Source organism: Mycobacterium sp. HUMS_12744610, from assembly GCF_041206865.1.
GTDB lineage: Bacteria > Actinomycetota > Actinomycetes > Mycobacteriales > Mycobacteriaceae > Mycobacterium > Mycobacterium servetii.
Genome location: NZ_JBGEDP010000001.1, coordinates 3,975,687 through 4,000,816 on the forward strand (window position 1 = coordinate 3,975,687; position 25,130 = coordinate 4,000,816).

Sequence of the window (25,130 nt, forward strand, 5' to 3'; positions counted from 1 at the left end):
CCAGCCTCAAAACCTCGACAAAGCTGCCGCCCCGCAGACCGCCACAGCAGAACCCGGGCCACCGTGAAATTCTGAGGTAGGTTTTCTCGGCCAGTTGATGGGTCTGAGCGGCCAGCTGGGGGGTGGCCACATCAAGGATGCCGAGGCCGTCGACCAGATGGGTCGTCGCTGCGCTGATCTTATCGATATCATCCGTCAACTCGAACGCGGACCGAAGCGACCAGCACATGGGGATGTCGAAACAGTGCCGTTCCCAGTAGAAATAGGAGCGGAGGCCGCCAGAAGTCGTCGAAATCGGCCAGGTGATCACGCATCCCCTCGGTGGCGGTGTTCAATTGCTCCGCGGCCTCATGCGACACATGGGTGCCGCGCGCCATCTCCGTCGTCACCTCCTCCATGCGACTCGCCGCATCGGCAACCCCCTTCATTTTCTCGGCGAGGGTGTCGATATCGGCCGTGCGATCGCGCAGAAAGCTGATGTTCTCGCCGATCTTCGTCCCCATGCCTCAGAATTTCACGGTGGCCCGGGTTCTGCTGTGGCGGTCTGCGGGGCGGCAGCTTTGTCGAGGTTTTGAGGCTGGGGGTAGGCGGCGGCGCCGCGTGTCGTGCGGTGACGCCGGGTCCTTTATCCCGGGGGTGGTTACTCCTTTCTTGGGGTCGAGAGGGCATAGGGGCCTGTGGGTCAGGGTATGGCGCGGACCCTGTTGAGGGCGTCGGCGAATTCTTGTGCCCAGGGCCAGGTTTGGGGGATCCGCAGGATCAGGTAGCGGGATCGTTTGATCAGCCGGGCCGCGGCGTGCAGCAGCCGGTAGCGCAGGGTGGCGGGTTCGGCTTTGGCCAGTGGGCCGTCCAGGAGTAGCAGTCGCATCCAGCACAGCAGGTCGATGGCGATCGCGACGGCGGTGACCCAAGCGGTGTTGATGGCGAACGAGTGTGAGGGCCAGCGGGCCAGGCCGGTGTCTTTGCCGGTGCGGATGAAGCCCTCCACCCGGGCGTGGACGCGGTGGCGGGCTTCCAGTCGCTGGGGTTGTCCACCGGCAGTCGAGGTGGCGAGGACCTGGTAGCGGTAGCCGGCCAGCTGCTCGAACAATGACAACTGGGTGCCGTGTTCGATTTCTTCGCGCCGCACCAGGATGCGCATGCCGGCCGGCCAGCCGACCAGCCGATCCCCTCCGGTGCTGTGGCGCAGCAGCCCGGTCAACTCGGCGACCTGGGCGTCGTCACGGGCCGCTCCGGTGGCATCCAGTGCGGCTTGCCATCCCGCATCGGGCATCTGGCCGATCGCGACCCGGACCCGCTCATCGAGGTCGAATCCGACCGAGTAGCCCACTGACATCCCCGGCCGGGCATTGAGTTTCTCCAGGTGTTCGACGACGGCGTGGCTTGAACCCGCGCCGTCGATGGTGACCAGCAACTTGCGGCGCCACTTGGCCGGGATCGCCGCGATCGCGGCGTCGATGATCGCGATATGATCGGCCGCGGTGTTCGAGCCGGCGTTGCCTGCACGGGCGATCACCGCCAGCAGTTCGCCGGTGTTGTCACACCACGCCAACAGCGGGTGGAAGCCAAACCCGCCTTTGAAATTGCCTGCGGCGTGCTGCTTATCGCTGTGCGACTGAATCAGCGACGCGTCGATGCGGATCACGATCGTGTCCCCGAGGTCCCCATAGCAGGTCTGCGAAGCCGGGATCGCACCGTGGCGGGCCTCGATCGCCTCCCACACCCGAGAGCGGACCTTGTTGCGCACGGCCGTGACCTCGGTGATGCTCTGCTCGTCGATCTCGCCCAGGGACCGCCACATCGTCGGAACCGACGCCACCGCCTGAAACAACCGGTGCTGATCGCGCAGCACCGCGGTGCCGGCCAGGTTCTGCGCGCCGCCGGCGATCGATACCGCCACATCGCGCAACACCGCGCCTCGGTCGTGGGTGACTTCTGGGCGCGACAGCACCGACGACAAACCGCTGGTCAAACCCAGATTGTCGGCCAGCAACCGGGGTATCACGTTACCGGCGTGCCCGACCACGTCGTCGCCACGGACCTCAACTCGGACATTCTTCGACCAATCCGTAGTAGCCTGCATCTGACAGGTGCACTCCCATCCTGGATAACCGAGCCTCGAATACTCCGATTATCCTTGCGGCAGTGCACCTTTCACGTTAACGACACCCCTGAGCTCCACATTCGATGAAAAATCCAGGCATGTATCCCATGGCGAACGGCAACGACGCATGTTCGAGAGGCCGTGCATCCGGTCGGGTGATGCTTTGCACCATGGCGATACCCGGGACGCGGTACACGTTTTTGGCAACCCGGTCCAGGCTGATCATGTCGGTGGTGTTGCGCAAGTCGTGATCGGATTGCACATACAGCACGTCGGTGGACAGCTGACTCTCCTGAAAGTGCCTGTCGGCGGCCCGGTAACCCTGGATCGAGTCCATCCTTGCCGGCGCGAACTCCTTGTCGTTGTAATCGACCTTGTAGACCGACAACCCTAAAATGGCGATCGGAATCAACAGGGCCGCCAGAGCTATCATCACCACCGGCCAGCGGGCCATCATGGCTCCCAGGTCGCGCCAAATGGGGTTCGCCCGGGGGGCCGGCGGTGCCAACTTCACGATTCTGCTGCCGACCAAGATCAAAGCCGGGTGCAGCGTCAGGCCACCCAGAACCGCGACCACCATCGAAATCGAACAGGGTGGGCCGAGCGTGCGGAAGTAGTCCAGCTTGGTGAGGCTCAGGCACAGCGTCGCGCCGGAGATCGCCAGGCCAGACCCCAGCACTATGTGCGACGTGTGAGACACCGACGCATACCAGGAATCTTCGCGGTCGAGACCTTGCTGGCGGCCTTCCAGGAAGCGGCCGAGGAAAAAGATGGCGTAGTCGGTGGTGGCGCCGAGCACCAAAGCGACCAGCATGTTCAGCGCGAACGACGAGATGCCAATGAAATGGTGGTCGACCAAGAACGAGACGATGCCTTTGGCCGCGGCCAAGATGATCAAGACCCCGATCAGCGGTACCACGGCCCGGGTAATCGAGCGGTAGGCGATCAGCAGCATGACAATGATCAAGACGACCGTTACGATCGTCAGCTTGTCCATGCTTTTTTCGGCGGCAATGAGCGTATCGCCGGCCAGTGGCGCCGGACCGCTGACATAGACTTTGAGATGGTCCGGTTTCGGAGTTTTGTCCACGATGTCGCGAATGGCATCGATCGACTCGTTCGCGGTTGCGTCGCCTTGATCGCCGCGCGGGCGGACCGTGATCGTCGCGGCCTTGGCATCAGGGCTCTGCTGCCCGGGTTTGGTCACCGGGTCACCCCAGAGATCAAGGACCGACTGAACGTGCTTGTGATCTTGTCGTAGTTTGCGTACTAATTCGTCGTTGAACTTATGGTCCTGCTCGCCAAGTCTGCGGCCGCCTTGAGCTTCCAAAAGGATGACAGCGACGCTGGTGGAGTTAGATTCGTTAAATGCCTCGCCGGTGATGACCGCGTCGACGGAGGATGGTGCGTCGCGGGGAATCATCGGTGCCGCGTTGGCATCCGTCGTTTTCTCGAGCGGAGGCACGAATACGTTCGTGATCACAGCCAGCGCGACCCAAAATATGATGATCGGGATCGCCATGGCGTGGACCAGTTTCGCGTAGCGCGTGCGCTTGACCTGCCCGCCACGGTCCTTACGTTCGTAAGGCATCTGAGGTGTCGTCATGCGGCGATCACGGTGCAAGAAACGGCAGCACTCCGATGGGACACGACATGCTCATCGAGGACTTTGCCGTTGACGATGATCCGACACCCCAGGGAGTCCCCGGACACCTGCGAGACGAGGCTCAACGTGACCGCCGGCGACATCGTCGTCTGTGAATAAGACCATGGCAGCGAAGTCGGCGTGATCTGGATCGGCTGGCTGTTGAGGTCGGCGTAGGTGACCCGCCCGCCGCCGCCGAGATCGCCGAACACCTCGTAAGTCACATGCTTGGGGTTGACTTCCACCACCGTGGGGGGTATCGAGGGTGCCGGCACCGGCTCGCCGATGGCATCAGACATTTTCTGGACGGCTTCAACCCCGTAACCCGCAACCACGATAACCCCGACGAGCAGACCGAACAGCCAGTACTTGCTGATAAGGCCCTTGGCTTTGCGTCTCTTATCCCTTGCCATGACAAGAAATGTCCTTCCGCCCCGAGCATGAGCATGACTATTCTTTTACATTTAGGTTTCGACGCGCAAGATTTTCCCGCTTAACGCGATGAAGGGGTCAGAGATTTCGATCCCCCAGCTAGCCTCGCCTATTCCTGGCGCGTAGCCCGTTGGTGGTCTCAGGTTTTGACATCAGAAGGATGCCGGGCCAGCGGCGTCACCTGGATATCCAGGTACGGGAACAGGGGCAAACCGGCCAGCAGGTCGTGCAGCTCGTCGGGGGACTCGACATCCAAAATCGAGAAATTCGCGTATTGGCCGGCGATCCGCCAGATGTGTGGCCATTTCCCGGTCCGCTGCAACTGCTGCGAGTAGTCCTTTTCCCGGGCAACGATGTCGGCGCGGGTCCGCGGGTCGAGATCGGGCGGCAGGCGCACGTCCATGCGCACGTGGAACAGCACGTCAGCTCCTCACCGGGTCCAGGACGAAGTTGTACATCATCCGATAACTGCCGTCCGGCTGCTGCTTGGGATCGAGCATCAGTTCCGGTTTGACTGCGCTGGCGATATCGTCGCCGTTATGCGGATCTCCGGGGAAATACAGCTGGGCCGTGAGCAATTCGTGTCCGGGTGCGGATACCTTCACATGCAGGTGGGCCGGTCGCCAGGCGTGCCAGCCTGCGGCGGCGATCAGCTTGCCGCAAGCACCGTCGGTGGGAATCTGGTACGCCGCCGGGCGGATCGTGGTGATGGTGAACTTGCCGTCCGGCCCAGTGGAGAAGCTGCCCCGTAGATTCCACTCCGGGAGACCGGGCGCGTACTGGGAGTAGTAGCCGTCGGCGTCGGCGTGCCAAAGTTCGACCTTGCCGGCCAGCGGCTTCCCTGCGGTGGAAACGATGGCGCCTTCCCACACCAGGGGGGCACCCTTCTCATCTGCACGCATCGGCAGCGCCGCGTGAGCGCCACGTTCGGGGGCGTTGGGCACGTAGTACGGCCCCTCGATGCTGCCCTTGTTGCCGTGCCGGTGGTCGGTGGCGACGTCCTCGATCACGTGCTCGACCCACACATCGAGGAACAGCGGCCATTCGCCGTCCTGGCCGACCTGGATCAGCCATGCCTTGAGCGCGTTGTACTCGTCGTAGGTGACGCGGTGTTTGCGGATTGTCGCGTGCACGGCGTCGAGCACTTCGCGTGCCAGCGCGTCCACCCGTTGCTTGGGGGTGTCCTTCACCGCGTCAAAGGGTGACTTGTCGGTGCGGAACCGGTCGGTGGCAGCGGCCCCGGAAGCGGCGGCGGTTGCTGTAACCATCATTTTCTCCTTACTTGCTGGGTCAACGGTCGGTGCGGTAGTGGGCCAGCTTGTCGCGGTCGATCTCGACGCCCAGACCCGCGCCGGGCGGCCGGCAGAGCACGCCGTCACGAATCTGCAGCGGCTCGGCCAGCAAGTCGTCGCTCATGTCGAGGAAGTTCGACAGCTCCGCGGCCCGCCGTGAGGTCGACTGGTAGGCAGCCCCGAAGTTGACCGTGCACACGGTGCCCAGCTGGCCGTCGATCTGGTTGCCCATCACGACTTCCACCCCGAGCCCTTCGGCTAGGTGGTGCACCCGCTGCGACCCGGTGAAGCCGGTGCGGGCGGTCTTGATGCTGATCGCTGTCGCGGCGCCGGCAAGTAACTCCCGGGTCGCGTCGGCCGCCGTCGGGACCGACTCGTCGGCAATGAACGGAACGTCGAGTTGGCCGACCAGCCAACGCCTTCCGAGCACGTCGTCGGCCGGGCACAACTCCTCGGCGAACAGCAGATCCAGGTCGGCCATCTCCTTCATCGCACGCAGCGACTCCGATGCGGTCCACCCGCGGTTCCCGTCGACGTACAGCTCGACCGCATCCCCGAAGTGCTCCCGCAGCGCGCGCACCACCGCGGTGTCCAGTGCGACCGGGCGGCGACCGACCTTGACCTTGAAGGTGCCGATCCCGTAGCACTCGCGCATCCGCTCGGCTTCGGCGACCATCGCGGCGGGCTCGTCGAAACCCAGCATGTGCGCCGCCCGCAGCCGGTCGGTGAACCCGCCCAGCAGGTCACTGACCGGCAGCCCCAGGGTGCGCCCGAAAGCGTCCCAGATCGCCATGTCGACCGCGGCCTTGGCGGTCGGATTACCCACGGTGCGGGCCAGCCGCGAGCCGACCACTTCGCGTTCGCTCAGGTCGAGCCCAACGACCTGCGGAGCGAAGATCTGCTCGACCACCGCGACGATGCCGGCTTGGGTCTCGCCGTAGGTGAACGGCCGCGGCGGCGCCTCGGCGACCCCGACCACCCCGTCGCCGGTGCGCACCCGCACCAGCACGTGCTCGGCCGTATGCACCTCGCCGGACGCGAACCGCAGCGGCTTGGTATACCGAATCGCGAACGGAATCGCTTCCAGTGCAACGATCTTCACGGCACCACTCCGGTTCCTAAAGGCGTGAACACGGCCTGCAGAACGGCGGCGACCGATTCGATGACGGGATTGTCGTCGCCGCTGCGCCGCGCCAGGGCGAGTTCGATGGTGCCGGCGTCGAGTAGGTCACGGAAGACGACGCCACCCAGCGGCAAGGCACGAACCGATTCCGGCACCACGGCCACGCCGCACCCGGCGGCGACCAGTGCCAACAGCACTGCGGTACCCGGCGCGGCATATTCGCGATGGGGGACGAACCCAGACTGCCGACAGGCACGCAGCACCGCGTCGTTGACCGCCGACTCTCGGCTGGCGTAGGCCACGAACGGCTCGCTGCGCAGATCCGACAACGAGACAACGGGTTCGACGGCAAGCCGGTGGTCGACGGAAACCGCCAGCACCAGCGACTCGACTTCGATGGTTTGCAGTACGATCCCGTCGCCGACGGCGGGCGGCCGCAGCAGACCCAAATCTATTGTGCCAAAACGTAACTGTTCGCACTGCGCGGGGGTGAGCAGGTCGGCGTGAATCTCCAGGGCCACTCCCGGCAACTCCGCCCGGAGGACGCGGGCAAAGCGCGGGAGATGCGAGAAAGCGGCGCCACCGGTCAGGCCCAGCCGCACAAGACCGGCGCGGCCGGCGGCGATCCGGCGCACCCCGCACACGGCGTCATCGATTCCTCCGAGAATCCGGACGGTCTCGTCACGCAAGAATTCGCCGGCCGCGGTCAGCGAGACCTGCCGGGTGGTCCGGTTGAACAGGGTCACGTTCAGCTCCGCCTCGAGTTGGCGAATGGCGTACGACAACGCGGGTTGCGCAAGGTGGAGCTGCTCGGCGGCCCGCCCGAAGTGACAGGTTTGCGCCACCGCGGCAAAATAGCGCAGGTGCCGTAGCTCCATCAGATACCTCTCGGGGGGTCGGCCAGGGCGATCGACGACATATCCAGGCTATGGTCCCGATCAATACGGAACAAGAACTTGTTTTCGGCTAATTAATACCGATCGCTTATTGGTGAATAGCTAGGCCAGGACTAGCAATTAGACTGGTGTGACCGGCGCCACTGAGTGCGATGGTTCAACAAACCACCGCTGGAGGCAACCATGACCGCACCGATCACCGAACACCTCGACCACCTCGCAAGCGTCCTGGCCGACGCGGTGGTCGACGACCCGCAAGCAGGCATCTTCCGGGTCAACCGCCGGATCTTCACCGACGGCGAGATCTTCGAACTGGAGATGAAATACCTCTTCGAGGGCAACTGGGTATACCTGGCCCACGAAAGCCAGCTACCCGAACCGGGTGACTACTTCACCACCTACATCGGCCGTCAGCCCGTGGTGATCACCCGGGACAAGCATGGCGAACTGCACTGCCTGATCAACGCGTGCGCACACCGCGGTGCGATGGTCTGCCGCCGCAAGGCCGACAACCGCATGACACTGACCTGCCCGTTTCACGGCTGGACCTTCCGTAACGACGGCTCCCTGCTCAAGGTGAAAGACCCCGACGGCGCCGGCTACCCACCAACGTTCAACCACAATGGTTCACACGACATGACCAAGGTCGCGCGGTTCGACAGCTACCGCGGGTTCTTGTTCGGCAGCCTCAACCCCGACGTGCTGCCACTCGACGAACATCTCGGCGATGCCGCCAAGGTCATCGACATGCTCGTCGACCAATCCCCCGACGGGCTCGAAGTGCTGCGCGGCTCGTCGCAGTACACCTATGACGGAAACTGGAAGGTGCAGGCCGAAAACGGGGCGGACGGATACCACGTGACCGCCACGCACTGGAACTACGCGGCCACCACGTCGCGGCGCAGCACCGGCGAATCAAAAACCGACACCAAGGTTCTCGACGCCGGCAGCTGGGGAAAATCCGGCGGCGGCTACTGGTCTTTCCCGCACGGCCACCTGTGCCTGTGGACCTGGACGCCCAACCCACAGGACCGGCCGCTGTATGACAAAATCGACGAACTCAAAAGCACGCTGGGCGAGGCCAAGGCCGAGTTCATGGTCAAGGGGTCACGCAACCTGTGCATCTACCCCAACGTGTATCTGATGGACCAATTCTCCACCCAGATAAGGCATTTTCGGCCGATCTCGCCGGACAAGACCGAAGTCACCATCTACTGCATCGCCCCCAAGGGCGAGAGAGCCGAAGCCCGGACCCGACGAATCCGCCAATACGAGGACTTCTTCAACGCCTCCGGCATGGCCACCCCCGACGATCTGGAGGAGTTTCGCTCCTGCCAACTTGCCTATTACGGTGCGGCCGCGCCGTGGAACGATATGAGCCGCGGCGCCACGCATTGGCTGGCCGGCCCAGACCCGGTCGCTGAATCGTTGGGCATGCAAGGCGTTATCTCGGCCGGCGTCCGCAACGAAGACGAAGGCCTCTACCCGGTGCAGCACGGCTACTGGCTGCAGACCATGCAGGCAGCCCTCGCGCACGAGGCGAAGCAATCAGGGAAAGAATGCCAATGACCACCGTCGAGAACACCGAAACCGCCGCCAAGCTGATCACCCAGAACATGATCGAGCAGTTCCTCTACCGCGAGGCCCGCTACCTCGATGATCGCGAATTCGAGAAGTGGCTCGAGTGTTACGCCGACGACGTCGTCTACTGGATGCCGTCCTGGGGCGACGACGACCGCTTGGTCGAGGACCCGCAGCGCGATATCTCGCTTATCTATTACGCCAACAAGGGCGGCCTGCAGGATCGCGTGTTCCGGATTCGCACCGAGCGGTCCTCGGCCACATCGCTACCCGAGCCGCGGACCAGCCACAACATCACCAACGTGGAGGTGATCGACCGGCGCGGCGACCTGGTCGACGTGCGGTTCAACTGGTACACCATGTATTTCCGCTACAAGACCGTCGACCCGTACTACGGGACGTCGTTCTACACCATCGACTTCTCCCGCGAGCAGCCACTGATCCGGCGCAAGACCGTCGTACTCAAGAACGACTACATCCACCACGTGGTGGACATCTACCACGTCTGAAGGTGCCGAAATGACCACCGCCGCCGAGACCTACCAGGTAGCCTTGTCCTTCGAGGACGGGGTTACCCGGTTCATCAGCTGCCGCGCCGACCAGACCGTCGCCGACGCGTCCTACCGGCAACGGATCAACATTCCGCTGGACTGTCGCGACGGCGCCTGCGGCACCTGCAAGGCATTTTGCGAATCGGGTCGCTACGACGGCGGGGCCTACATCGCCGACGCATTGTCCGATGACGAGGCCGCAGCCGGTTACGTGCTGCCATGCAGCATGAAGCCCCGCTCGGACCTGGTGCTGCAGATCGCCAGCACATCCGACGTCGCCAAGACCCAGGCCGCCCGCTACAGCGGCAAGTTGACCGAGCTGCAACGCCTGACACCGACCACCATGCGGATCGGCATCGACGTCCCCAACCGGGGCGACCTGGCATTTCTGCCCGGCCAATACGTCAACATCGCCGTTCCCGGCACCAACGACACCCGTTCGTACTCGTTCAGCAACGCCCCCCACGAAAGCCGACTGACCTTCCTGATCAAGCTGACGCCCGGCGGCACAATGTCGAGTTACCTCACCGAGCGCGCCGCCGTCGGCGACGACATCGAGTTCACCGGCCCGCATGGCTCGTTCTTCCTGCGCGAGGCCGACCGGCCAGTGCTGATGCTCGCCGGCGGAACCGGGCTCGCGCCGATCCTGTCCATGCTGGGCAAGTTACGGGCCCAATCCAGTCGTCGCAAAGCACATTTGATCTACGGGGTGAGCACCGACGACGACCTGGTGGCTCTCGACGAACTGGCCCGGTTGGCTGACCAACTGCCCGGATTCACCTGGGACTATTGCGTCACCGACCCGGCCAGTAATGCCCGCAACAAGGGACCGGAGAAGGCTTACATCACCAGCTTGATCCAACCCCCGCATCTTTATGATGGCGACGTCGCGATCTATCTGTGCGGGCCGCCGCCCATGGTCGAAGCTGTCCGAAAGTTCGTCGCCGAGGCCGGGATCGAACCGACCGGCTTCTACTACGAGAAGTTTGCGCTCGCCATCCCCACTGCTGCAAAGCCGCCTGCGGAGCAGGCGAATCCGGCGCAGCATGACGAAGCGTTGTTGCCTGCACCCGACGCCCGCGCGATCGGACGTCAGATTCTGCTGCCACACGAGGAGATCAGCGCCTGGACCGGTTCTCCCACACTCACCGACGACACCCACGCAATCCGCCGGATCGCCGGGCAGGAAATGTTCCCGCCGCCCGCTGCCGGCGCGCCACCACCTTCCGTGCAGTTGGCGCCGGCGGTGGCCGCCGACGGTTACCAAATCGGCGAGGAGCATCCCGCGGTACACGAGTCCGACGCGTTGTTCGAAGCCCGGCGCGCCCTTGAGCTCGGCGCGCTGGAGCTAACCCTGGGACGATTGACCCGCCAGCAGCTGGCCGGCTACCGGCTGCTCGCCGACTCGACGCTGCCGTATGTCGCCGGCGACCGGTTCGTCGACGCGGCTCAGTACACCGAAACCAATGCCGCGTTTCATGATTACCTGTTCACGCTGACCGGCAACCAGCACCTGCTGCAGGCCTACCAGGCGCTCGGCGTCAAAGGCCGGATGGCCGCGGTGCTGCGCAACGCCACCTGGTGTCACCCACTGTGCGCGCAGGACCACGTCGATATCGTCGACGCATTCGAAGCCGGTGACCGCGAGGCCACCCGCGAACTGATAATCGCCCACGCCGAACGGTCCAAACAGACCATGCGCCGCGCCATGGCCGACGCGCTGAGCCAGCGACGACCGAGATTTGTCACTCCCGGACGCTTCGCCGGCGAGGTCGTCGTCGTGACCGGCGCGGCGCAGGGCATCGGCGAACACACCGCGCGGCGGATCAGCGCCGAAGGCGGCACGCTGGTGCTTGCCGACCGCTCCGAGCTTGTCAAGGAGCTCGCCGAAGATCTGGCGAGCATCGGCCCCGATACGCTTGCCGTCACGGCCGATCTCGAATCCGCCGAAGGCGCGAACACTGTCGTCCAATCGGCTATTGATGCGTTCGGGCGCATCGACGTCCTGATCAACAGCGTGGGCGGTGCGATCAACTTCAAGCCGTTCACCGAATTCACCGACGCCGAGATCCGCGCCGAAGTCGACCGCTCGTTGATGACCACGCTGTACTGTTGCCGTGCCGTACTGCCACCGATGGTGCAGCGCCGGCGGGGCGTGATCGTCAACATCTCCTCGGCGGCCGCCCGCGGCATCCACCGGATTCCGTATTCGGCGGCCAAGGGCGGGATCAACGCGCTCACCGCCTCGCTCGCCATGGAGTACGCCGGAGCAGGTATCCGCGTCGTCGCCACCGCGCCCGGCGGCACCCAGGCGCCGCCGCGGCGAATTTCTCGAGGCACCCCGGAACCCGGCAATGACACCGAGCGGGCGTGGTTCCAGGCCCATATCGACCAGACCCTCGAATCGTCGCTGATGAAACGCTACGGGACACTCGACGAACAGGTCGCCGCAATCTGCTTCCTGGCCTCCGACGAAGCCTCCTACATCACCGGCACGGTGCTGCCGGTGGCCGGCGGAGACCAAGGCTGACGCATAGCATGTGAACGTGAACATCGCGCCCGGTCCGTTCGTCGGGCGCGACCGCGAACTCGCCGAGCTGGCCCGTCACAGCGACGGGGTCCACGGCGCCGACCTGATCGCCGTCGTCGGCGCAGCGGGCATCGGTAAAACGACGCTGCTGCGGAGGCTGGCCGCGCGGCATCCGGGCCCGGTGTGGTGGACACAGGCCGTGGAGTGGGAATGCGGCGTGCCCGCAGCGGTGCTGCGGCAACTTCTGCAGGACGACGTACCACCCGATCCCGTCGCTGCCGCCACCGCCGTGGCGGGCCGGATCACCGGCGAACCGGTTTTGGCGGTGATCGACGACGCCGAAAACGCCGATCCCGCATCCGTGCAGGCGCTGGCGACGGTGGTGCGGCGACACCGCGACCTACCGTTGTTGGTGGTGTTCGCGACGGCTGCCAACGACGGGGCGGCCAGGACGCTCGTCTCCGCCGAAGTGCGCCTCGAGGGGCTTGACGCGGCGTCAATCGGCGAACTCGCCGCGCTGTCCGGCCGGACGCTACATCCTGCAGTCGCCGAAAAACTGCGCCGGCATACCGGGGGCAACCCGCGTGACACGTTGGCGTTGCTGAACGAACTGCCCGCGTCGGTGTGGTCTGAGCCGGACTCCCGCTTGCCCGCACCCGCACACGTCGTCGCCGAGGTCCGCGCCCAACTGCAACGCTGCGACTCGTCCAGCAGGGCCCTCGTCGAGGCGCTGGCCGTCCTCGACGAGGATGATTCCTTAGGTGTCGCAGTGCAATTGGCGGGAATCGACGACCCACTGGGGTCTATCGACAAGGCTAACGGCGCGGGTCTGCTGGCCCCCTCACCGGCATACCAACCGCGGCTGCGCACCCCGCTGACCCGGGCCGCCGTGCTCGACCTGATGGGCGCGCGCGCCACCAGCGAGGCGCATCACCGTGCGGCGGAAATCCTCGCCGATCCGGTGCGCCGGCTGCGCCACCGGGTTGCGGCCACCCCGCTGCCAGACGCTGCTCTGGCCGACGAGGTGGACCAGCTCGCCCGGGAACGGGGTGCCGAAGGCGCCTGGGCGGAGGCGGCCGGGTTGTTCCGCGACGCCAGCCGGCTCAGCCCGGACCCGCTGTTACGCGACGAGCGGCTGACCCGCTCGGTCGACGCGCTGGTCGCCGCCGGTGACTGCAACGGCGCGGCCGCGCTGGTGCCCACCATCGAGAGTATGCGCGAAACACCGCTGCGCAACGCTGTGCTGGCGTATCTGGCGATCCTCCGCGGCCGCGCCGCCGAGGCGGAGGTACGGCTGCACCGAGCGTGGGACATCGTCAACGCCGAACGCGATCCGGAAACGGCTGCCCTGATCGCCCAGCGATTTGTCCTGCACTCGCTGCTCCGTTGTCGCGGTACGGAATTGGTGGACTGGGCCGATCGGGCGATCGCGCTGGCCGGCGACGACTCCCCCGCCGGGGTCGAGGCCGCGGCGATCCGCGGCCTCGGACTGTCGTCGTGCGGGCAATTCCGCACCGCGTCGGCCGCCTACGAGCAGCTTTCCTCCCGCGTCCGCCATGGCGCCCAGGCCCAGCGGGTCACCATGGGCCGCGGCTGGTTACAGCTGAGCCAGGGCGATATCGACGGCGCCCGAAGCAGTTTGGAGAGCGCAGTCGCGATGGCTACGCTGGGTGGCTCCACCCGCATCACACTCTGGTCGCTGGGCTGGCTGGCCCGGGTGCAGTTTCTCACCGGGGACTGGGACCGCGCATTGCACAGCGTCGAACAGGGCTATGCCCTTGCCGCGTCCACCGGTATCGTGCTGACCATACCGCTGCTGGCCTGGACCGCTGCTCAGGTGCATGCACTGCGCGGCGACTCGGAGCAGGCCGCTGCGGCGATCCGCGCGGCCGACGCGGTCACGCAGGACTACCAGCTGATGCAGATTCCGACGCTGCTGGCGCGCGGCCAAATCGCCGAAGCCGAGGCCGATTACCCGGCGATACGCCGAGTACTGGATCCACTCACCGCGCTGAACTCGGGCACGGTGCTACACGAGCCGGGCCTGTGGCCATGGATCGACCTGCTGGCCGCCGCGCTAGTCGTCGACAACCAACTCGACACCGCTGACGCGTTGCTGCGTCGCCATGAGGAGCGGGCGCGCGGCCACCGCTCCGCGATCGCACGTCTGCGCACCGCACGCGGTCGGTTACTCGGCGCGCGGGGCGATCTTCCCGCGGCAAGGGAAGCTTTCGACGAGGCGCTCGCGCTGCTCGACGGGCTGCCGCTGCGCTACGACCTGGCCCGCGCCCGTTTCGCCTACGGTCAGACGCTGCGCCGGGCCGGCAAGCGCCGCGACGCCGACGCCATGATCAGCGCCGCCCGCGAACTGTACCTGTCTTTAGGTGCGCAGACATTCGCCCAGCGCTGCGAGCGCGAACTCAAGGCCGGGGGTTTACACCAGCTACGTGGCCCGAGCGCTCATGTCGAACTCACCCCGCAGGAGGAAGCAGTGACTTCGCTTGTGGCACAAGGGCTTTCTAACCGTGAGGTAGCGGCAGAACTGTACATCTCACCGAAGACCGTGCAGTACCACCTCACCCGGATCTACGCCAAGCTCGGAGTGCGGTCACGCGCCGAGCTCGCCGCGCTGCGGCGCTGATCCGTCACCGGCGCCGCGGTCTTGGCCACCACGTCGGCGAAGTCCACACCCGGTGCGAGTTCGACGAGCGCAAAATCTTGGCCGCACACATCGAAGACCCCCAGGTCGGTGATCACCCGGCTGACAACCCCTTGCCCGGTCAGCGGCAGATCGCAGACACTGACCAGCTTCGCGGCACCGGTTTTGGTGACATGCTCCATCAGCACGATGATCCGCCCGGCGCCGGAGACCAGATCCATGGCCCCACCCATACCTTTGACCATCGCACCCGGAACCATCCAGTTCGCCAGGTCGCCGTTGGCCGCCACCTGCATGGCACCCAGCACCGCGACGTCGACGTGCCCGCCGCGGATCATCGCAAAACTGGTCGCCGAATCGAAGTAGGATGCCCCGGGAAGGACCGTCACGGTTTGCTTGCCGGCGTTGATCAGATCGGGATCAACCTGGTCCTCGTAGGGAAACGGACCGACGCCCAGGATGCCGTTCTCGGCGTGCAAGGTGACCTCCGAGCCGTCGGGCAGATGCTCGGGAATCAGCGTCGGCAGGCCGATACCGAGGTTGACGTAGTCGCCGTCGCTTAACTCGCGGGCAGCCCGCGCGGCCATCTGTTCACGCGTCCAGCTCATAGCTGCGCCCCCCTGGTCGTGCGCTTCTCAATGTCCTTGCGAGACGCCTGCTCCGGGGTCAGCGCCACGACACGCTGGACGAAGATCCCCGGCAGGTGAACCGCGTCGGGACCTAACTCTCCGACCTCGACCACACACTCGGCCTCCACGATCGTGACCCGCCCCGCCATCGCCGCCGGTGGGTTGAAATTCCTTGCTGCGGCGTGAAAACAGCAATTGCCGGCCTTGTCGGCGACGGCGGCGCGCACCAATGCGTAATCGGTGACGATGCCCTCTTCGAGCACCATGTCCTTGTCGCGGAACCGCCGGACCTCCTTGGGTGGTGACGCGATCGCGACACTGCCATCCGGACGGTAGCGCCACGGCAGCCCGCCATCGGCGACCAGGGTGCCGACTCCCGTCGGGGTGAAAAAGGCGCCGATTCCGCTGCCGCCGGCGCGTAGCCGCTCCGCGAGGGTGCCCTGGGGAGTGAGCTCGACGGTCAGCTCGCCGTTGAGGTACTGCCTTGCGAATTCCTTGTTTTCACCGACATAGGAGGCGATCACCCGGGTTATGCGTTGCCCCTCCAGCAGCAGACCCAGACCGGCTCCGTCGACGCCGCAGTTGTTCGACACGATCGTTAGATCGTCCGCACCCTGCTCCAGCAGCGCCCCGATCAAGACCCACGGGACGCCCGCGAGGCCGAACCCACCGACGGCCAGGCTGGCTCCAGCCGGTATGTCCGCAACCGCCTTCGCAGCCGAGCCGACCACTTTGTTGAGTGTCATGGCCACTCCAGGTGTTCGATAATTGCAGGGGTGATGACGTCAGGCCGTTCGGCGTTGGCGAGATGTGCGGCATGCGAAACAACAAGCAGTCGACCATCCTTCACACCATTCGCGATCTCCTCCAGCTTGGCGGGCGGGGTGGCCGGGTCATCGGATCCGGCGACCGCAAGGGTGGGCGCAGCGATCATCGACAAGTCGTCACGGAGGTCGAGTGTGGCGATCGCCTCGCAGCACCCCGCGTAGCCTTCGGCCGGGGTGGCGGCGACCATCGACACGTATGCGGTCTCGAGATCTGGATGTGCCATCAGGTATTCACGGGTGAACCAGCGCTGCACGACGGCGTGCGCGACCGCATCGCAGCCATGTTCGCGCACGACCGCGGCCCGATCGGTCCAATCCGAGGCGGGCGGCAGCCGAGTTCCGGTGCACAGCAGGACCAGTCGGTCGACCCGCCCAGGGTTACGGGCCGCGACCCGCATCGCCGTCATACCGCCCAACGACAGCCCGACCAGGTGCGCCCGCGTGACGCCAAAACGGTCGAGCAGCGCCAGTAGATCATCGGCCAAATCGTCGATCGTGTACGGGCCCAACGGAACCGTGGATTCACCGTGGCCGCGGGTGTCGTAGCGCACGACCCGGAACCGCTGCTCCAGAGCGTCCAACTGTGGCGCCCACATCCGATGGGTGGCGCCCAGCGAATTGGACAGCACCACAACCGGGCCGTCGTTGCGGCCGGTGATCACGGCATGGACCTCTACCGCAGTCATCGCACCGCCTCGAAGACCGCGGCCAGCCCCTGGCCGCCACCGATACACAGGGTCTCCAACACGTATCGGGCACTGCGCCGTTGGGCCTCGTAGGCGGCGGTAGCCAGGATGCGGGCACCGGTGGCACCGACGGGGTGACCCAACGAGATACCCGACCCGTTGGGGTTGAGCCGTTCGTCGAGCGGATCGAGATTCCATTCGTGCAGCACCGCCAATACTTGCGCTGCGAACGCCTCATTGAGCTCGATGAGGTCGATATCGTCGAGGCTCAGGCCGGCCCGGTCGAGTGCGATAGCGGTGGCGCTGACCGGGCCGATACCCATCGTTTCGGGGGCGCAGCCGGTGACCGCCCACGATCGCAACGTCAACAACGCCGGCAAACCCCGTCGTTCGGCCTCTGCCCGTGTCGTGACGACACACATCGCGGCGCCGTCGTTCTGCCCCGAGGCATTACCGGCGGTGACGGTCGATTCCGGGTCCAGCGTGGCCCGGATCGGGCGCAGTGCCGCCAGCGCCTCGATGGTGACCCCGGCGCGGGGATGCTCGTCGCGGTCCACGACGGTGTCCGGTTTGCCGCGTTTGCCGGCTACCGTGACGGCGACCAACTCCTCGGCGAACTTACCCGCGTCGTGGGCCGCAACGGCGCGCCGATGGGAACGCACCGCAAGGTCGTCTTGCTCGCGACGGGTGATGCCGTAGGTTTTGCGCAGGTTCTCCGCGGTTTCGATCATGCCGCCAGGCACCGGATGGTCCGCGCCGCCTGCCGTCAGGCGGGCCCGGTCGAGGCGATCCATCAGCTCGATGCCGCCCTGGCGCACCCCGGTGCGCAGACCCAGCGCGTAATGCTCCACGTTCGACATCGACTCCACGCCCCCGGCAATCGCCAGCCGCGCGGCACCGGTGGCGACCTGCGCCGCCGCGTACAGCACTGCCTGCAAGCCCGAGCCGCAGCGGCGATCGATCTGCAAACCCGGAACGGCCGTCCCCAGACCGGCGTCCAACGCAGCGATCCGGCCGATCGCCGGCGACTCGCCGTTGGCGTAACCCTGACCGAGGACCACGTCGTCGACATCGCCCTCGACCAAGCGCGCGCGACGGACAAGTTCGCGTAGCAACTGCGTGGCCAGTTCGGTGGCCGACAGTGGTGCGAGCACGCCTCCGAAGCGACCGACCGGGGTGCGAAGCGCCGAGCAGATGACGATATCGACGTCTGTCATGTCACGAACTGCCACCCGCTCTACGCTACTGAGCTGCCGTCATAACCTGAAATATCTATTTTGTCATGATTAAGAGGCGTGAAGTCTTAATCCGAAGTAAGGCTTGGCCCGACTACCCCGACACCCGCACAACCCGTCCGGCGCCGTGAAAATCACCGCTTGTCCGGCACCGTCACCCCGGAGCATCACAACGCCAGAGTGAGCACACCAAACCGAGGTTCATCAGTCTGCGATAACGAACGATAATGACGCGGTGAGCGACAGGGAAGCGATAGAGGAAACCGGCCTGTTGGACGGCTTGGACGGCGCCATCCGCGCGGAGCGGACTGAGCTCATCGCCTGGCTGCTGCAGCAAGGCTTTGATGTGGACCAGATCCGCGAAGAGATCGCTCCGACGCTGCTGCCAGTACGTCGAGCGCTGGGTGATGACGGCAGCCACGTGTCGGCACGCGCGATCAGCGAAGCTCACGGCATCGACTTGCACGTGTTGCAGCGCATCATGCGGGCATTGGGGCTGCCCAGGGTGGACGATCCAGACGCGGCCGTCTACTTACGCGCGGACGCCGAGGCCGCCGCGCGCCAGCAGCAGCTCATCGAGTTTGGTCTGGATCCCGACCGTGTGGTCCTCATGGTCCTCAGGCTCAGCGAAGGGCTTTCGCGCGCCGTCCCGGCGCTGCGATACGGCGTATTGTCGGCGGTCCTGCATCCTGGAATCACCGAGCTCGAGGTTGCACAGGCGCACGAGGCCTTAGCAGGCAAGATCGCTCCGCTGCTGGGCCCGTTGATTCGTGACATCATGTTTGTGCAGTTGCGTCGAGCGGTGGAGGGCGAGGAGCTCAACGCCAGCGAGCGGGCTATCGGCGCGGCGCTCCCCGGGGCTCGTTTACTCACCTTCGCATTCGCTGACATGGTTGGGTTCACTCGCTTGGGCGAGGTGGTGCCGCCAGAGGACTTGGTGGTGCTAGTTGAACGGCTGGCCGATCTCGCACGTGAACTCGTCAACCCGCCGGTGCGATTGGTCAAGACAATCGGCGATGCGGTGATGTTGATCTGCCCCGATCCCGTCAACCTGATCGACATGATGCTGGAATTGTCGGAAGCGGCCGACCGCGATGAGACTCTGCCGGAACTGCGGATCGGGATAGCGTCGGGTTGGGCCGTTAGCCGCGCCCGGGACTGGTTCGGTAGCCCGGTCAACGTTGCGAGCCGCGTCACCGAAGTCGCCCCACCCGGCGCAGTACTGGTGGCAGAATCTGCGCGAGAAGCTGTCGGTGACGCGCAAGGGTTCGCGTGGTCCTTCATCGGGGCACCCCAGCTCAAAGGCGTCCGAGGTCGAACAAAGCTATTTCAGGTACGCCGGGCGGCAAGCGCCATTTGACGATCGAGTGCCGCCCTGTGTGACAGGGTTAAGTGAGACAGCAGCAGTAGCCAATCATCGCTACAGGGCGAGACAGGATCACCATTTTCCGTGACTATGACGATCGCATCCCTGGAGGGGTGCAGTGATAATGACCAAGTGGACAACGTGCCCGATCCAGGTGCTCGGGCGCGGCGGCGCACGTTCACCGCCGAGTACAAGGCCCGCATCCTCGACGAGTACGACGCGCTGTCGGTGGGCTCGTCGGAGCGTGGTGCGTTGCTGCGCCGTGAAGGCCTGTACAGCTCGCATATCGCCGAATGGCGAAAGGCCCGTGATGCCGGCGCTCGGGAGGGTTTGTCGGCGAAGGGCAAGCCGAAGCGCAGCGCTGAGCAGGTCGAGTTGGACAAGCTGCGGCGGCGCACCACGCAACTGCAGGCTGAGCTGGATCGGACCAAGCTAGCGCTGGAGATCACGGGAAAAGCACACGCGCTCTTGGAGATGCTCTCCGAGAGCGCGGATTTCGAGCCGAAGTCCAAGCCGTGATCGGCGAGCACCTGCCCGACCTGGAGGCCGCAACCAGCACCAAACGGGCGTGCGAATTGCTGGGTGCATCGCGGGCCACGCTCCACCGCCACCGCAACCCACCACCACGGCCGGCACGGCGGGTGCGGCCCGAGCCACTGAATAAGCTCACCGAGGCCGAACGCCAGCAGATTCTGACGGTGCTGCGCTCAGAGCAGTACTGCGATCTGGCGCCGGCGCAGGTGTGGGCGCGACTGCTTGATGATGGTGTCTACCTGTGCTCGATTCGCACCATGTACCGGCTACTGGCCATTGCCGGGGAGAACCGCGAGCGGCGTCGCCAGCGCACCCATCCGGCGCGCAAGAAACCCGAGCTGATCGCTAACGCACCAAACCGGGTCTGGTCCTGGGATATAACGAAATTGCAAGGGCCACAACGGGGTATCTTCTATCAACTCTATGTGATTATCGACATCTTCTCGCGCTACGTCGTCGGCTGGATCATCGCAGAAGTTGAGGACGGTGAGTTGGCCAAAGCATTTATCGCCGACACCATGGCCCGTCACGGCATCGCCCGCGGCCAGTTGGCCTTGCACGCTGATCGCGGCACCTCGATGACCTCCAAGCCGGTCGCCCAGTTGCTGATCGACCTGGGGGTGGACCGCAGCCACAGCCGCCCGCACGTGTCCAACGACAATCCCTACTCGGAGGCTAATTTCAAGACCCTCAAGTACTGCCCGGCGTTCCCGGGCCGGTTCGGCTCGATCGAAGATGCCCGCGCCTTCTGCACGACATTCTTCGATTACTACAACCATGAGCATCGCCACAGCGGCGTGGGCCTACACACCGTTGCATCGGTGCACTACGGCACCGCAAACGAGATCCAGGCCCAACGTGCCGCCACGCTGGATGCGGCCTACGCCGCTAACCCCGCTAGATTCCGGCACCGGCGGCCCGCTCCACCGAAGCTGCCCACCGTCGCCTGGATCAACCAACCAACCCCGGAAGCACTCATCAAATCCGCGTAAGAAACTGTCTCACCGACCTTGACACGTTCCGCCGCCCACTGTGCCGGGCGGATATGGCGACGGAGTGGACCCGCGTCCCGATTGGATCTACTGACGTTTCTGTGGGTCGGGTTTCATGCCGCGCGGCCGGGTAGTTGTGGGCAAGCCTTCCGCGCTACGCGCTCAAAATAGCTGGGGCACCACCATCGGCCACGCGCTCGAAGTAGATGAGGCACGCCGATGTCTGTCGGCTGTGCGTGCGTTACCTGCCACACCAAAAGTGTGTCCTTCCGGGCGAATACACCGTCCGGCAGCGCGTTGCTGAACACGCCCGTCAGCTCCATCGCACGGAACAAGTCCGTCATCGTCAGCTCGGCGATCGCCACTGCGGCAACCTCCTCTTCGAGCGCTCTCGGCGGGACAGCGCGCGGGGGCGGGGCTCCTCAGGGCTGGCCAGGCTTGAGCCGCACGAACAGCGCATCGGCCTCCGTCAGCAACGTGTCGCCGTCGCTGAGCCGGCCCGAGACGAAGATCTTGCGCCCGTCCACCCGGTCGATGCCCGCGTCGAACTGCAGTTCCTTCCCGATCGGCACGATGTGGCGGTAGTCGATCTTGAGGTAGGCGGTGCGCTGGTAGGGGCCGCCGGTGAGCACCGAGGACGTCAGCCCCAGCACGCTGTCGAACAGCATGCCCAAACAACCGCCGTGCACGGCCCGTTGCGGCCCAGGTGGTACCGGGCGAAGCGGGCCCAGCCGCGGATCCGGCCGTCGTCGGTCTTGTGCGCCGACATGGGGATCGACAGGATGTTGCCGCGCATCGGCAGGTCCATCCGGCGTCCCGACGGCGAGCGCCACTCGTCGGCGTCGTACGGGCTCAGCAGCGCCGACACCTTCTCGAGCAGGTCGGCGGCCTCGGTGATCACCTCGTCGGGCGCGTCGGCGGCGCGCGCGTGGTCCTGCATCCTGCGGACCGCGTCGACGAACCGGCCGTAGTCGGGCCCGCCCTTGGTGGTCGGTTCGGGCGGGTTGAATCCCCCGCCGGGGTGCCGGGCCTGCTCGCTGGTCACCCGGACACCGTATCCGCCCACCCGCCGGACCCGGTCAGGCGTTCTGCTCCCCGATGGCCCCGAGCAGCTCGACCTCCTGTTCGCTCAGCTCGATCTCGGCGGCGGCCACGTTCTCCTCCAGGTGGGCCACCTTGGAGGTGCCCGGGATCGGCAACATCACCGGTGAGCGGTTGAGCAGCCAGGCCAACGCCAGCTGCGACGGTGTCACGTCGTGCTCGGCGGCCATGTGCTGCAGCGGCCCCTCGGGGTCCGCGAGCGGTCCGGCGGCCAGCGGGAACCACGGGATGAAGCCGATGCCCTGGCTCGTCGCGGCGTCCAGCAGCGGCTCGGCGCCCCGGGCGGACAGGTTGTACATGTTCTGCACCGACACGATCTCGGTGATCTGCTGGGCCGCGTTGAGCTGGTCGACGTTGACCTCCGACAGGCCGATGTGGCGGATCTTGCCCTCGTTCTTCATGGCCACCAGCTCGCCCAACTGGTCGGCCAGCGGGAAGTCCGGGTCGATGCGGTGCAGCTGGTAGAGGTCGATGGTGTCGACGCCGAGGCGGCGCAGGCTCATCTCGCATTCCTGGCGCAGGTACGTCGGGTTGCCCAGCGGGATCCAGACGTCCGGGCCGGTGCGCAGCAGCCCGGCCTTGGTCGCGATCACCAGACCGTCATAGGGGTGCAGCGCCTCGCGGATGATCTCCTCGGAGACGTAGGGGCCGTAGGAGTCGGCGGTGTCGATGAAGTCGACGCCCAGTTCGACGGCGCGCCGCAACACCCGGACGCACTCGTCGCGGTCGGTGGGCGGACCCCACACGCCCTTGCCGGTCAGGCGCATGGCGCCGAAGCCGAGGCGGTTGACGGTCAGGTCGCCGCCGATGGTGAACGTTCCGGACGCGTGGGCAACAGTCTGTGTGGTCACCTCTCGACCGTACGCCGGGAGGCCGGGCGCCCGTCTTGCCGTGGCAAGCTGGGCGGGTGGACCTACGCGCCCTGGAGGAACTTCCGCTGACGTACCCGGAGGTGGGCGCGACGGCCGCCGGCCAGCGGCCCGCCGGGTACGGCCACCTCCACGTGGAGGCCCGGATCGGCAGCGGGCGGCAACGATTCGAGCAGGCCGCCGACGCCGTCATGCACTGGGGGATGCAGCGCGGGTCGGGCCTGCGGGTGCAGGCGAGCTCGGAGACCGTGGTCCTGGACGCGATCGTGGTGGTGCGGCTGGGTTTCCTGCCCGCTCCGTGCCGCGTGGTGTACGTCGTCGACGAACCCGACATCCGCGGATTCGGCTACGGCACGCTGCCGGGTCACCCGGAGTCCGGCGAGGAGTGCTTCGTCGTGCGCCACGACCCTGCCACCTCCGCGGTGTTCGCGGAGGTGTCGTCGTTCTCCCGGCCGGCGACCTGGTGGAGCAGGGCGGGCCGGCCGGTGGTGTCGTTGGGCCAGCGCCTCATCGCCAGGCGCTACCTGCGCGCGGTGTGACGCCCGCCTACGAGGGGGCAGCCGACGGAAGGGTTTTCAGCACGGTCAGCAGGACCACCGAGTCCTCGACCGCGTGCAGGGCGTGCCGCTCCCGCGGAATCTCGACGTAGTCCCCGGACCTGCCCTCCCAGGCGTCATCCCCGGCCGTCAACCGCACGTGTCCCTGCAGCACCTGCAGCGTCGCCTGCGCGGGCCCGTCGTGCTCGGACAGGTCGTGGTCGGCGAGCAGGGCCAGCAGGGTCTGGCGGAGTTCGTGGCTGTGCCCGCCGTGCACGGTGTGCGCGGCGCGCCCGCTGTGCGACTTCTTGGCCTCGGCCAGCTTTTCGGCGGCCAGGCTGGTCAAAGAGATGGATTCCATAGATCGAGTCCCTTGGTTGGGGGTGGTTTGTCGAACGGTCAGCCGGCTAGTAGGGATATCCCCGCTACGACCAATGCAATCGTCTTGACCACCTCCAAACCGATGTAGACGTGGTGGGCGCGGGAGCGCGGTGCGTCCAGGCCGGCGAGCACCCGGTCGGACCGACGGGTCAGCGCGGGACGCACCGCCAGCACCTGGACCAGCAGCGCGGCAACGGCCGCACCGAGCGCCACGGCGGCCCGCGCCGGCATCGGGGCGGTGGTCAGGACCGCCACGACGACGACGACGAAGGCGATCTCCACGGCGTTGAGCACGCGGAAGACCAGGCGACCGATGCCCAGGCCGAGCGGCAGCGTGACGCCGGGCGCGCGGAACTTCAGCGGCGCTTCCAGAAACGAGATGGCCGACACCATGCCCAGCCAGACGAAGGTGACCGCGACGGCGACAGCCGGCGCGCCGCTCATCGGGCGTCCGCCCGTGCCGTTAGGTGCGCCACGCACAGGTCCGGCTGGACGAACGCGTCGAGGCTGACCACCGAGACCGGCGCCTCCCAGGCCGCCAGGACGCCCTGCATCACGCCGAGATGAGCGGGACAGACGATGCCGGTCCCGTTCTCGGCGATCTCCAGGAAGGGGCAGTGCCGCAGGCCGACCTGCTCCCGGCCGTCGATCGTCCGGCGCTCGGGGGCGAAGCCGAGATCGTCGAGCAGGTCGACCAGCCGGTCGACGGCTTCTTCGGCGCCGAGGGCCGCCCCACCGGGCGGTTGCGCGGCGGACTGGGTCTTCCGCGCCCAGGCGCGGCCGGCGCGCAGGGCCTTGGCGCGCGGATCCCGCTCGGAGGCAAGCGCTTCCGCCAGGATCTCGGCGAGCATCCGGTAGTGCCGCGCTCCCCCGCGGTCCATCTGCCGGACCGCCCGGAACATCAGCGCCGGCCGCCCGGGTCCCTTGCGGCCCGGCTCGACCCGCTCGACCTGGCCGTCGCCCAGGAGTATGTCGAGGTGGAACCGGACGGTGTTGGGATGCACGCGCAGCACCTCGGCGATCGCGGCGATGCTCATCGGCTCGGGCGACGCCCGCAACACCTGCAGCACCCTGCGGCGGCGCCCGACCGATTCCCGAACTGACGTGACCTCGACCATCATGTTCCTTCAGAACTGCCGGCCCGCGCACCGCGCGTGCCGG

At 66.1% G+C, this 25,130-nt stretch carries 23 protein-coding genes and 2 pseudogenes; 7 read left to right on the top strand and 18 right to left on the bottom strand.

The genetic code is table 11. The features are described from left to right. Positions 1-188 precede the first annotated feature (188 nt). The 8 genes and pseudogenes from AB8998_RS18965 to AB8998_RS19000 all read right to left on the bottom strand — a co-directional run bounded on the left by AB8998_RS18965 (position 189) and on the right by AB8998_RS19000 (position 7,474). The gene (locus tag AB8998_RS18965) at positions 189-503 is read right to left on the bottom strand and encodes a hypothetical protein (RefSeq protein ID WP_369739282.1); all 315 of its coding nucleotides are present in this window, start codon (positions 501-503) and stop codon (positions 189-191) included. Positions 504-682: 179 nt separating this feature from the next. Continuing rightward, complete coding sequence (locus AB8998_RS18970; protein WP_369736302.1) at positions 683-2,083, bottom strand: IS1380 family transposase; 1,401 nt, start codon at positions 2,081-2,083, stop codon at positions 683-685. A gap of 118 nt (positions 2,084-2,201) precedes the next feature. Then, positions 2,202-3,710: pseudogene (locus tag AB8998_RS18975) on the bottom strand (MMPL family transporter); the annotation flags it as partial. Next, positions 3,707-4,162: an MmpS family transport accessory protein gene (locus AB8998_RS18980; RefSeq protein WP_369739283.1), complete on the bottom strand. Its 456-nt coding sequence runs from the start codon at positions 4,160-4,162 to the stop codon at positions 3,707-3,709. The gene AB8998_RS18980 and the pseudogene AB8998_RS18975, both read right to left, overlap by 4 nt. Before the next feature lie 158 nt (positions 4,163-4,320). Further along, a complete protein-coding gene (gene catC / locus AB8998_RS18985; protein WP_369739284.1) occupies positions 4,321-4,602 on the bottom strand; it encodes a muconolactone Delta-isomerase in 282 nt (93 codons plus the stop codon). A 1-nt stretch (position 4,603) separates the two neighbouring features. Beyond that, positions 4,604-5,449, bottom strand: coding sequence for a catechol 1,2-dioxygenase (gene catA, locus AB8998_RS18990; protein WP_369739285.1), 846 nt, complete (start codon positions 5,447-5,449; stop codon positions 4,604-4,606). A 22-nt stretch (positions 5,450-5,471) separates the two neighbouring features. Then, entirely contained in the window at positions 5,472-6,575 is a 1,104-nt protein-coding gene (locus AB8998_RS18995; RefSeq protein WP_369739286.1) for a mandelate racemase/muconate lactonizing enzyme family protein, read from the bottom strand. Beyond that, positions 6,572-7,474: a LysR substrate-binding domain-containing protein gene (locus AB8998_RS19000; RefSeq protein ID WP_369739287.1), complete on the bottom strand. Its 903-nt coding sequence runs from the start codon at positions 7,472-7,474 to the stop codon at positions 6,572-6,574. The genes AB8998_RS18995 and AB8998_RS19000 overlap by 4 nt, the downstream gene beginning before the upstream one ends. A 201-nt stretch (positions 7,475-7,675) precedes the next feature. Between AB8998_RS19000 and benA the strand changes: the two genes are divergently transcribed. From benA to AB8998_RS19020, 4 genes are read left to right on the top strand one after another with little or no spacing between them, the layout of a single operon-like run. Continuing rightward, positions 7,676-9,061, top strand: coding sequence for a benzoate 1,2-dioxygenase large subunit (gene benA, locus AB8998_RS19005; RefSeq protein ID WP_369739288.1), 1,386 nt, complete (start codon positions 7,676-7,678; stop codon positions 9,059-9,061). Continuing rightward, entirely contained in the window at positions 9,058-9,582 is a 525-nt protein-coding gene (benB, locus tag AB8998_RS19010; protein WP_369739289.1) for a benzoate 1,2-dioxygenase small subunit, read from the top strand. The genes benA and benB overlap by 4 nt, the downstream gene beginning before the upstream one ends. Before the next feature lie 10 nt (positions 9,583-9,592). After that, the gene (benC, locus tag AB8998_RS19015) at positions 9,593-12,154 is read left to right on the top strand and encodes a benzoate 1,2-dioxygenase electron transfer component BenC (protein ID WP_369739290.1); all 2,562 of its coding nucleotides are present in this window, start codon (positions 9,593-9,595) and stop codon (positions 12,152-12,154) included. 22 nt (positions 12,155-12,176) lie between these two features. Beyond that, a complete protein-coding gene (locus AB8998_RS19020) occupies positions 12,177-14,795 on the top strand; it encodes a helix-turn-helix transcriptional regulator (protein ID WP_369741653.1) in 2,619 nt (872 codons plus the stop codon). On the opposite strand, the gene AB8998_RS19025 is transcribed toward AB8998_RS19020, so the two are convergent. From AB8998_RS19025 to AB8998_RS19040, 4 genes are read right to left on the bottom strand one after another with little or no spacing between them, the layout of a single operon-like run. After that, positions 14,741-15,421, bottom strand: a complete 681-nt coding sequence (locus tag AB8998_RS19025) for a CoA transferase subunit B (RefSeq protein WP_369739291.1) — start codon at positions 15,419-15,421, stop codon at positions 14,741-14,743. The genes AB8998_RS19020 and AB8998_RS19025 overlap by 55 nt on opposite strands. Continuing rightward, positions 15,418-16,188 carry a CoA transferase subunit A gene (locus AB8998_RS19030; protein WP_369741654.1) on the bottom strand — a complete coding sequence of 257 codons (771 nt, stop codon included), beginning with the start codon at positions 16,186-16,188 and terminating at the stop codon, positions 15,418-15,420. Before AB8998_RS19030 ends, AB8998_RS19025 begins: the two co-directional genes overlap by 4 nt. Next, complete coding sequence (gene pcaD, locus AB8998_RS19035) at positions 16,185-16,955, bottom strand: 3-oxoadipate enol-lactonase (RefSeq protein WP_369739292.1); 771 nt, start codon at positions 16,953-16,955, stop codon at positions 16,185-16,187. Before pcaD ends, AB8998_RS19030 begins: the two co-directional genes overlap by 4 nt. After that, complete coding sequence (locus tag AB8998_RS19040) at positions 16,952-18,172, bottom strand: acetyl-CoA C-acetyltransferase (RefSeq protein ID WP_369739293.1); 1,221 nt, start codon at positions 18,170-18,172, stop codon at positions 16,952-16,954. The genes pcaD and AB8998_RS19040 overlap by 4 nt, the downstream gene beginning before the upstream one ends. 253 nt (positions 18,173-18,425) lie before the next feature. Between AB8998_RS19040 and AB8998_RS19045 the strand changes: the two genes are divergently transcribed. Next, on the top strand, positions 18,426-19,550 hold the full coding sequence (locus tag AB8998_RS19045; RefSeq protein WP_369739294.1) for an adenylate/guanylate cyclase domain-containing protein: 1,125 nt from the start codon (positions 18,426-18,428) through the stop codon (positions 19,548-19,550). A 96-nt stretch (positions 19,551-19,646) separates the two neighbouring features. Continuing rightward, positions 19,647-21,082 (top strand): IS3 family transposase gene (locus AB8998_RS19050; RefSeq protein ID WP_369737985.1). Its coding sequence is split into 2 segments (ribosomal slippage): positions 19,647-20,007 and positions 20,007-21,082, totalling 1,437 coding nucleotides; the frame shifts between segments, so codons are not numbered across the junction. Between the two features lie 113 nt (positions 21,083-21,195). Here AB8998_RS19050 and AB8998_RS19055 read toward each other — a convergent pair. The 3 genes and pseudogenes from AB8998_RS19055 to AB8998_RS19065 form a co-directional block, all read right to left on the bottom strand. After that, on the bottom strand, positions 21,196-21,447 hold the full coding sequence (locus AB8998_RS19055; protein ID WP_369739295.1) for a hypothetical protein: 252 nt from the start codon (positions 21,445-21,447) through the stop codon (positions 21,196-21,198). Positions 21,448-21,504: 57 nt separating this feature from the next. After that, positions 21,505-22,127: pseudogene (locus AB8998_RS19060) on the bottom strand (PaaI family thioesterase). Positions 22,128-22,161: 34 nt separating this feature from the next. Continuing rightward, complete coding sequence (locus tag AB8998_RS19065; protein ID WP_369739296.1) at positions 22,162-23,034, bottom strand: aldo/keto reductase; 873 nt, start codon at positions 23,032-23,034, stop codon at positions 22,162-22,164. Between the two features lie 56 nt (positions 23,035-23,090). Between AB8998_RS19065 and AB8998_RS19070 the strand changes: the two genes are divergently transcribed. After that, positions 23,091-23,591 (top strand): DUF1990 family protein, encoded by a 501-nt coding sequence (locus AB8998_RS19070; RefSeq protein WP_369739297.1) that lies wholly within the window; start codon positions 23,091-23,093, stop codon positions 23,589-23,591. A 7-nt stretch (positions 23,592-23,598) separates the two neighbouring features. On the opposite strand, the gene AB8998_RS19075 is transcribed toward AB8998_RS19070, so the two are convergent. The 3 genes from AB8998_RS19075 to AB8998_RS19085 are packed head-to-tail and all read right to left on the bottom strand — an operon-like array spanning position 23,599 to position 25,090. Further along, positions 23,599-23,949, bottom strand: coding sequence for a cupin domain-containing protein (locus AB8998_RS19075; RefSeq protein WP_369739298.1), 351 nt, complete (start codon positions 23,947-23,949; stop codon positions 23,599-23,601). A 38-nt stretch (positions 23,950-23,987) separates the two neighbouring features. Next, entirely contained in the window at positions 23,988-24,413 is a 426-nt protein-coding gene (locus AB8998_RS19080) for a hypothetical protein (protein ID WP_369739299.1), read from the bottom strand. Further along, on the bottom strand, positions 24,410-25,090 hold the full coding sequence (locus AB8998_RS19085; RefSeq protein ID WP_369739300.1) for a helix-turn-helix transcriptional regulator: 681 nt from the start codon (positions 25,088-25,090) through the stop codon (positions 24,410-24,412). Before AB8998_RS19085 ends, AB8998_RS19080 begins: the two co-directional genes overlap by 4 nt. Between the last annotated feature and the right edge of the window lie 40 nt (positions 25,091-25,130).

Excerpts from the sequence above, each read along its gene's own strand:
- AB8998_RS18965 (WP_369739282.1), bottom strand. The coding sequence starts at position 503 with ATGGGGACGAAGATCGGCGAGAACATCAGCTTTCTGCGCGATCGCACG.
- AB8998_RS18970 (WP_369736302.1), bottom strand. The coding sequence starts at position 2,083 with ATGCAGGCTACTACGGATTGGTCGAAGAATGTCCGAGTTGAGGTCCGT.
- AB8998_RS18980 (WP_369739283.1), bottom strand. The coding sequence starts at position 4,162 with ATGGCAAGGGATAAGAGACGCAAAGCCAAGGGCCTTATCAGCAAGTAC.
- catA (WP_369739285.1), bottom strand. The coding sequence starts at position 5,449 with ATGGTTACAGCAACCGCCGCCGCTTCCGGGGCCGCTGCCACCGACCGG.
- AB8998_RS19000 (WP_369739287.1), bottom strand. The coding sequence starts at position 7,474 with ATGGAGCTACGGCACCTGCGCTATTTTGCCGCGGTGGCGCAAACCTGT.
- benA (WP_369739288.1), top strand. The coding sequence starts at position 7,676 with ATGACCGCACCGATCACCGAACACCTCGACCACCTCGCAAGCGTCCTG.
- benB (WP_369739289.1), top strand. The coding sequence starts at position 9,058 with ATGACCACCGTCGAGAACACCGAAACCGCCGCCAAGCTGATCACCCAG.
- benC (WP_369739290.1), top strand. The coding sequence starts at position 9,593 with ATGACCACCGCCGCCGAGACCTACCAGGTAGCCTTGTCCTTCGAGGAC.
- AB8998_RS19025 (WP_369739291.1), bottom strand. The coding sequence starts at position 15,421 with ATGAGCTGGACGCGTGAACAGATGGCCGCGCGGGCTGCCCGCGAGTTA.
- AB8998_RS19030 (WP_369741654.1), bottom strand. The coding sequence starts at position 16,188 with ATGACACTCAACAAAGTGGTCGGCTCGGCTGCGAAGGCGGTTGCGGAC.
- pcaD (WP_369739292.1), bottom strand. The coding sequence starts at position 16,955 with ATGACTGCGGTAGAGGTCCATGCCGTGATCACCGGCCGCAACGACGGC.
- AB8998_RS19040 (WP_369739293.1), bottom strand. The coding sequence starts at position 18,172 with ATGACAGACGTCGATATCGTCATCTGCTCGGCGCTTCGCACCCCGGTC.
- AB8998_RS19075 (WP_369739298.1), bottom strand. The coding sequence starts at position 23,949 with ATGGAATCCATCTCTTTGACCAGCCTGGCCGCCGAAAAGCTGGCCGAG.
- AB8998_RS19080 (WP_369739299.1), bottom strand. The coding sequence starts at position 24,413 with ATGAGCGGCGCGCCGGCTGTCGCCGTCGCGGTCACCTTCGTCTGGCTG.
- AB8998_RS19085 (WP_369739300.1), bottom strand. The coding sequence starts at position 25,090 with ATGATGGTCGAGGTCACGTCAGTTCGGGAATCGGTCGGGCGCCGCCGC.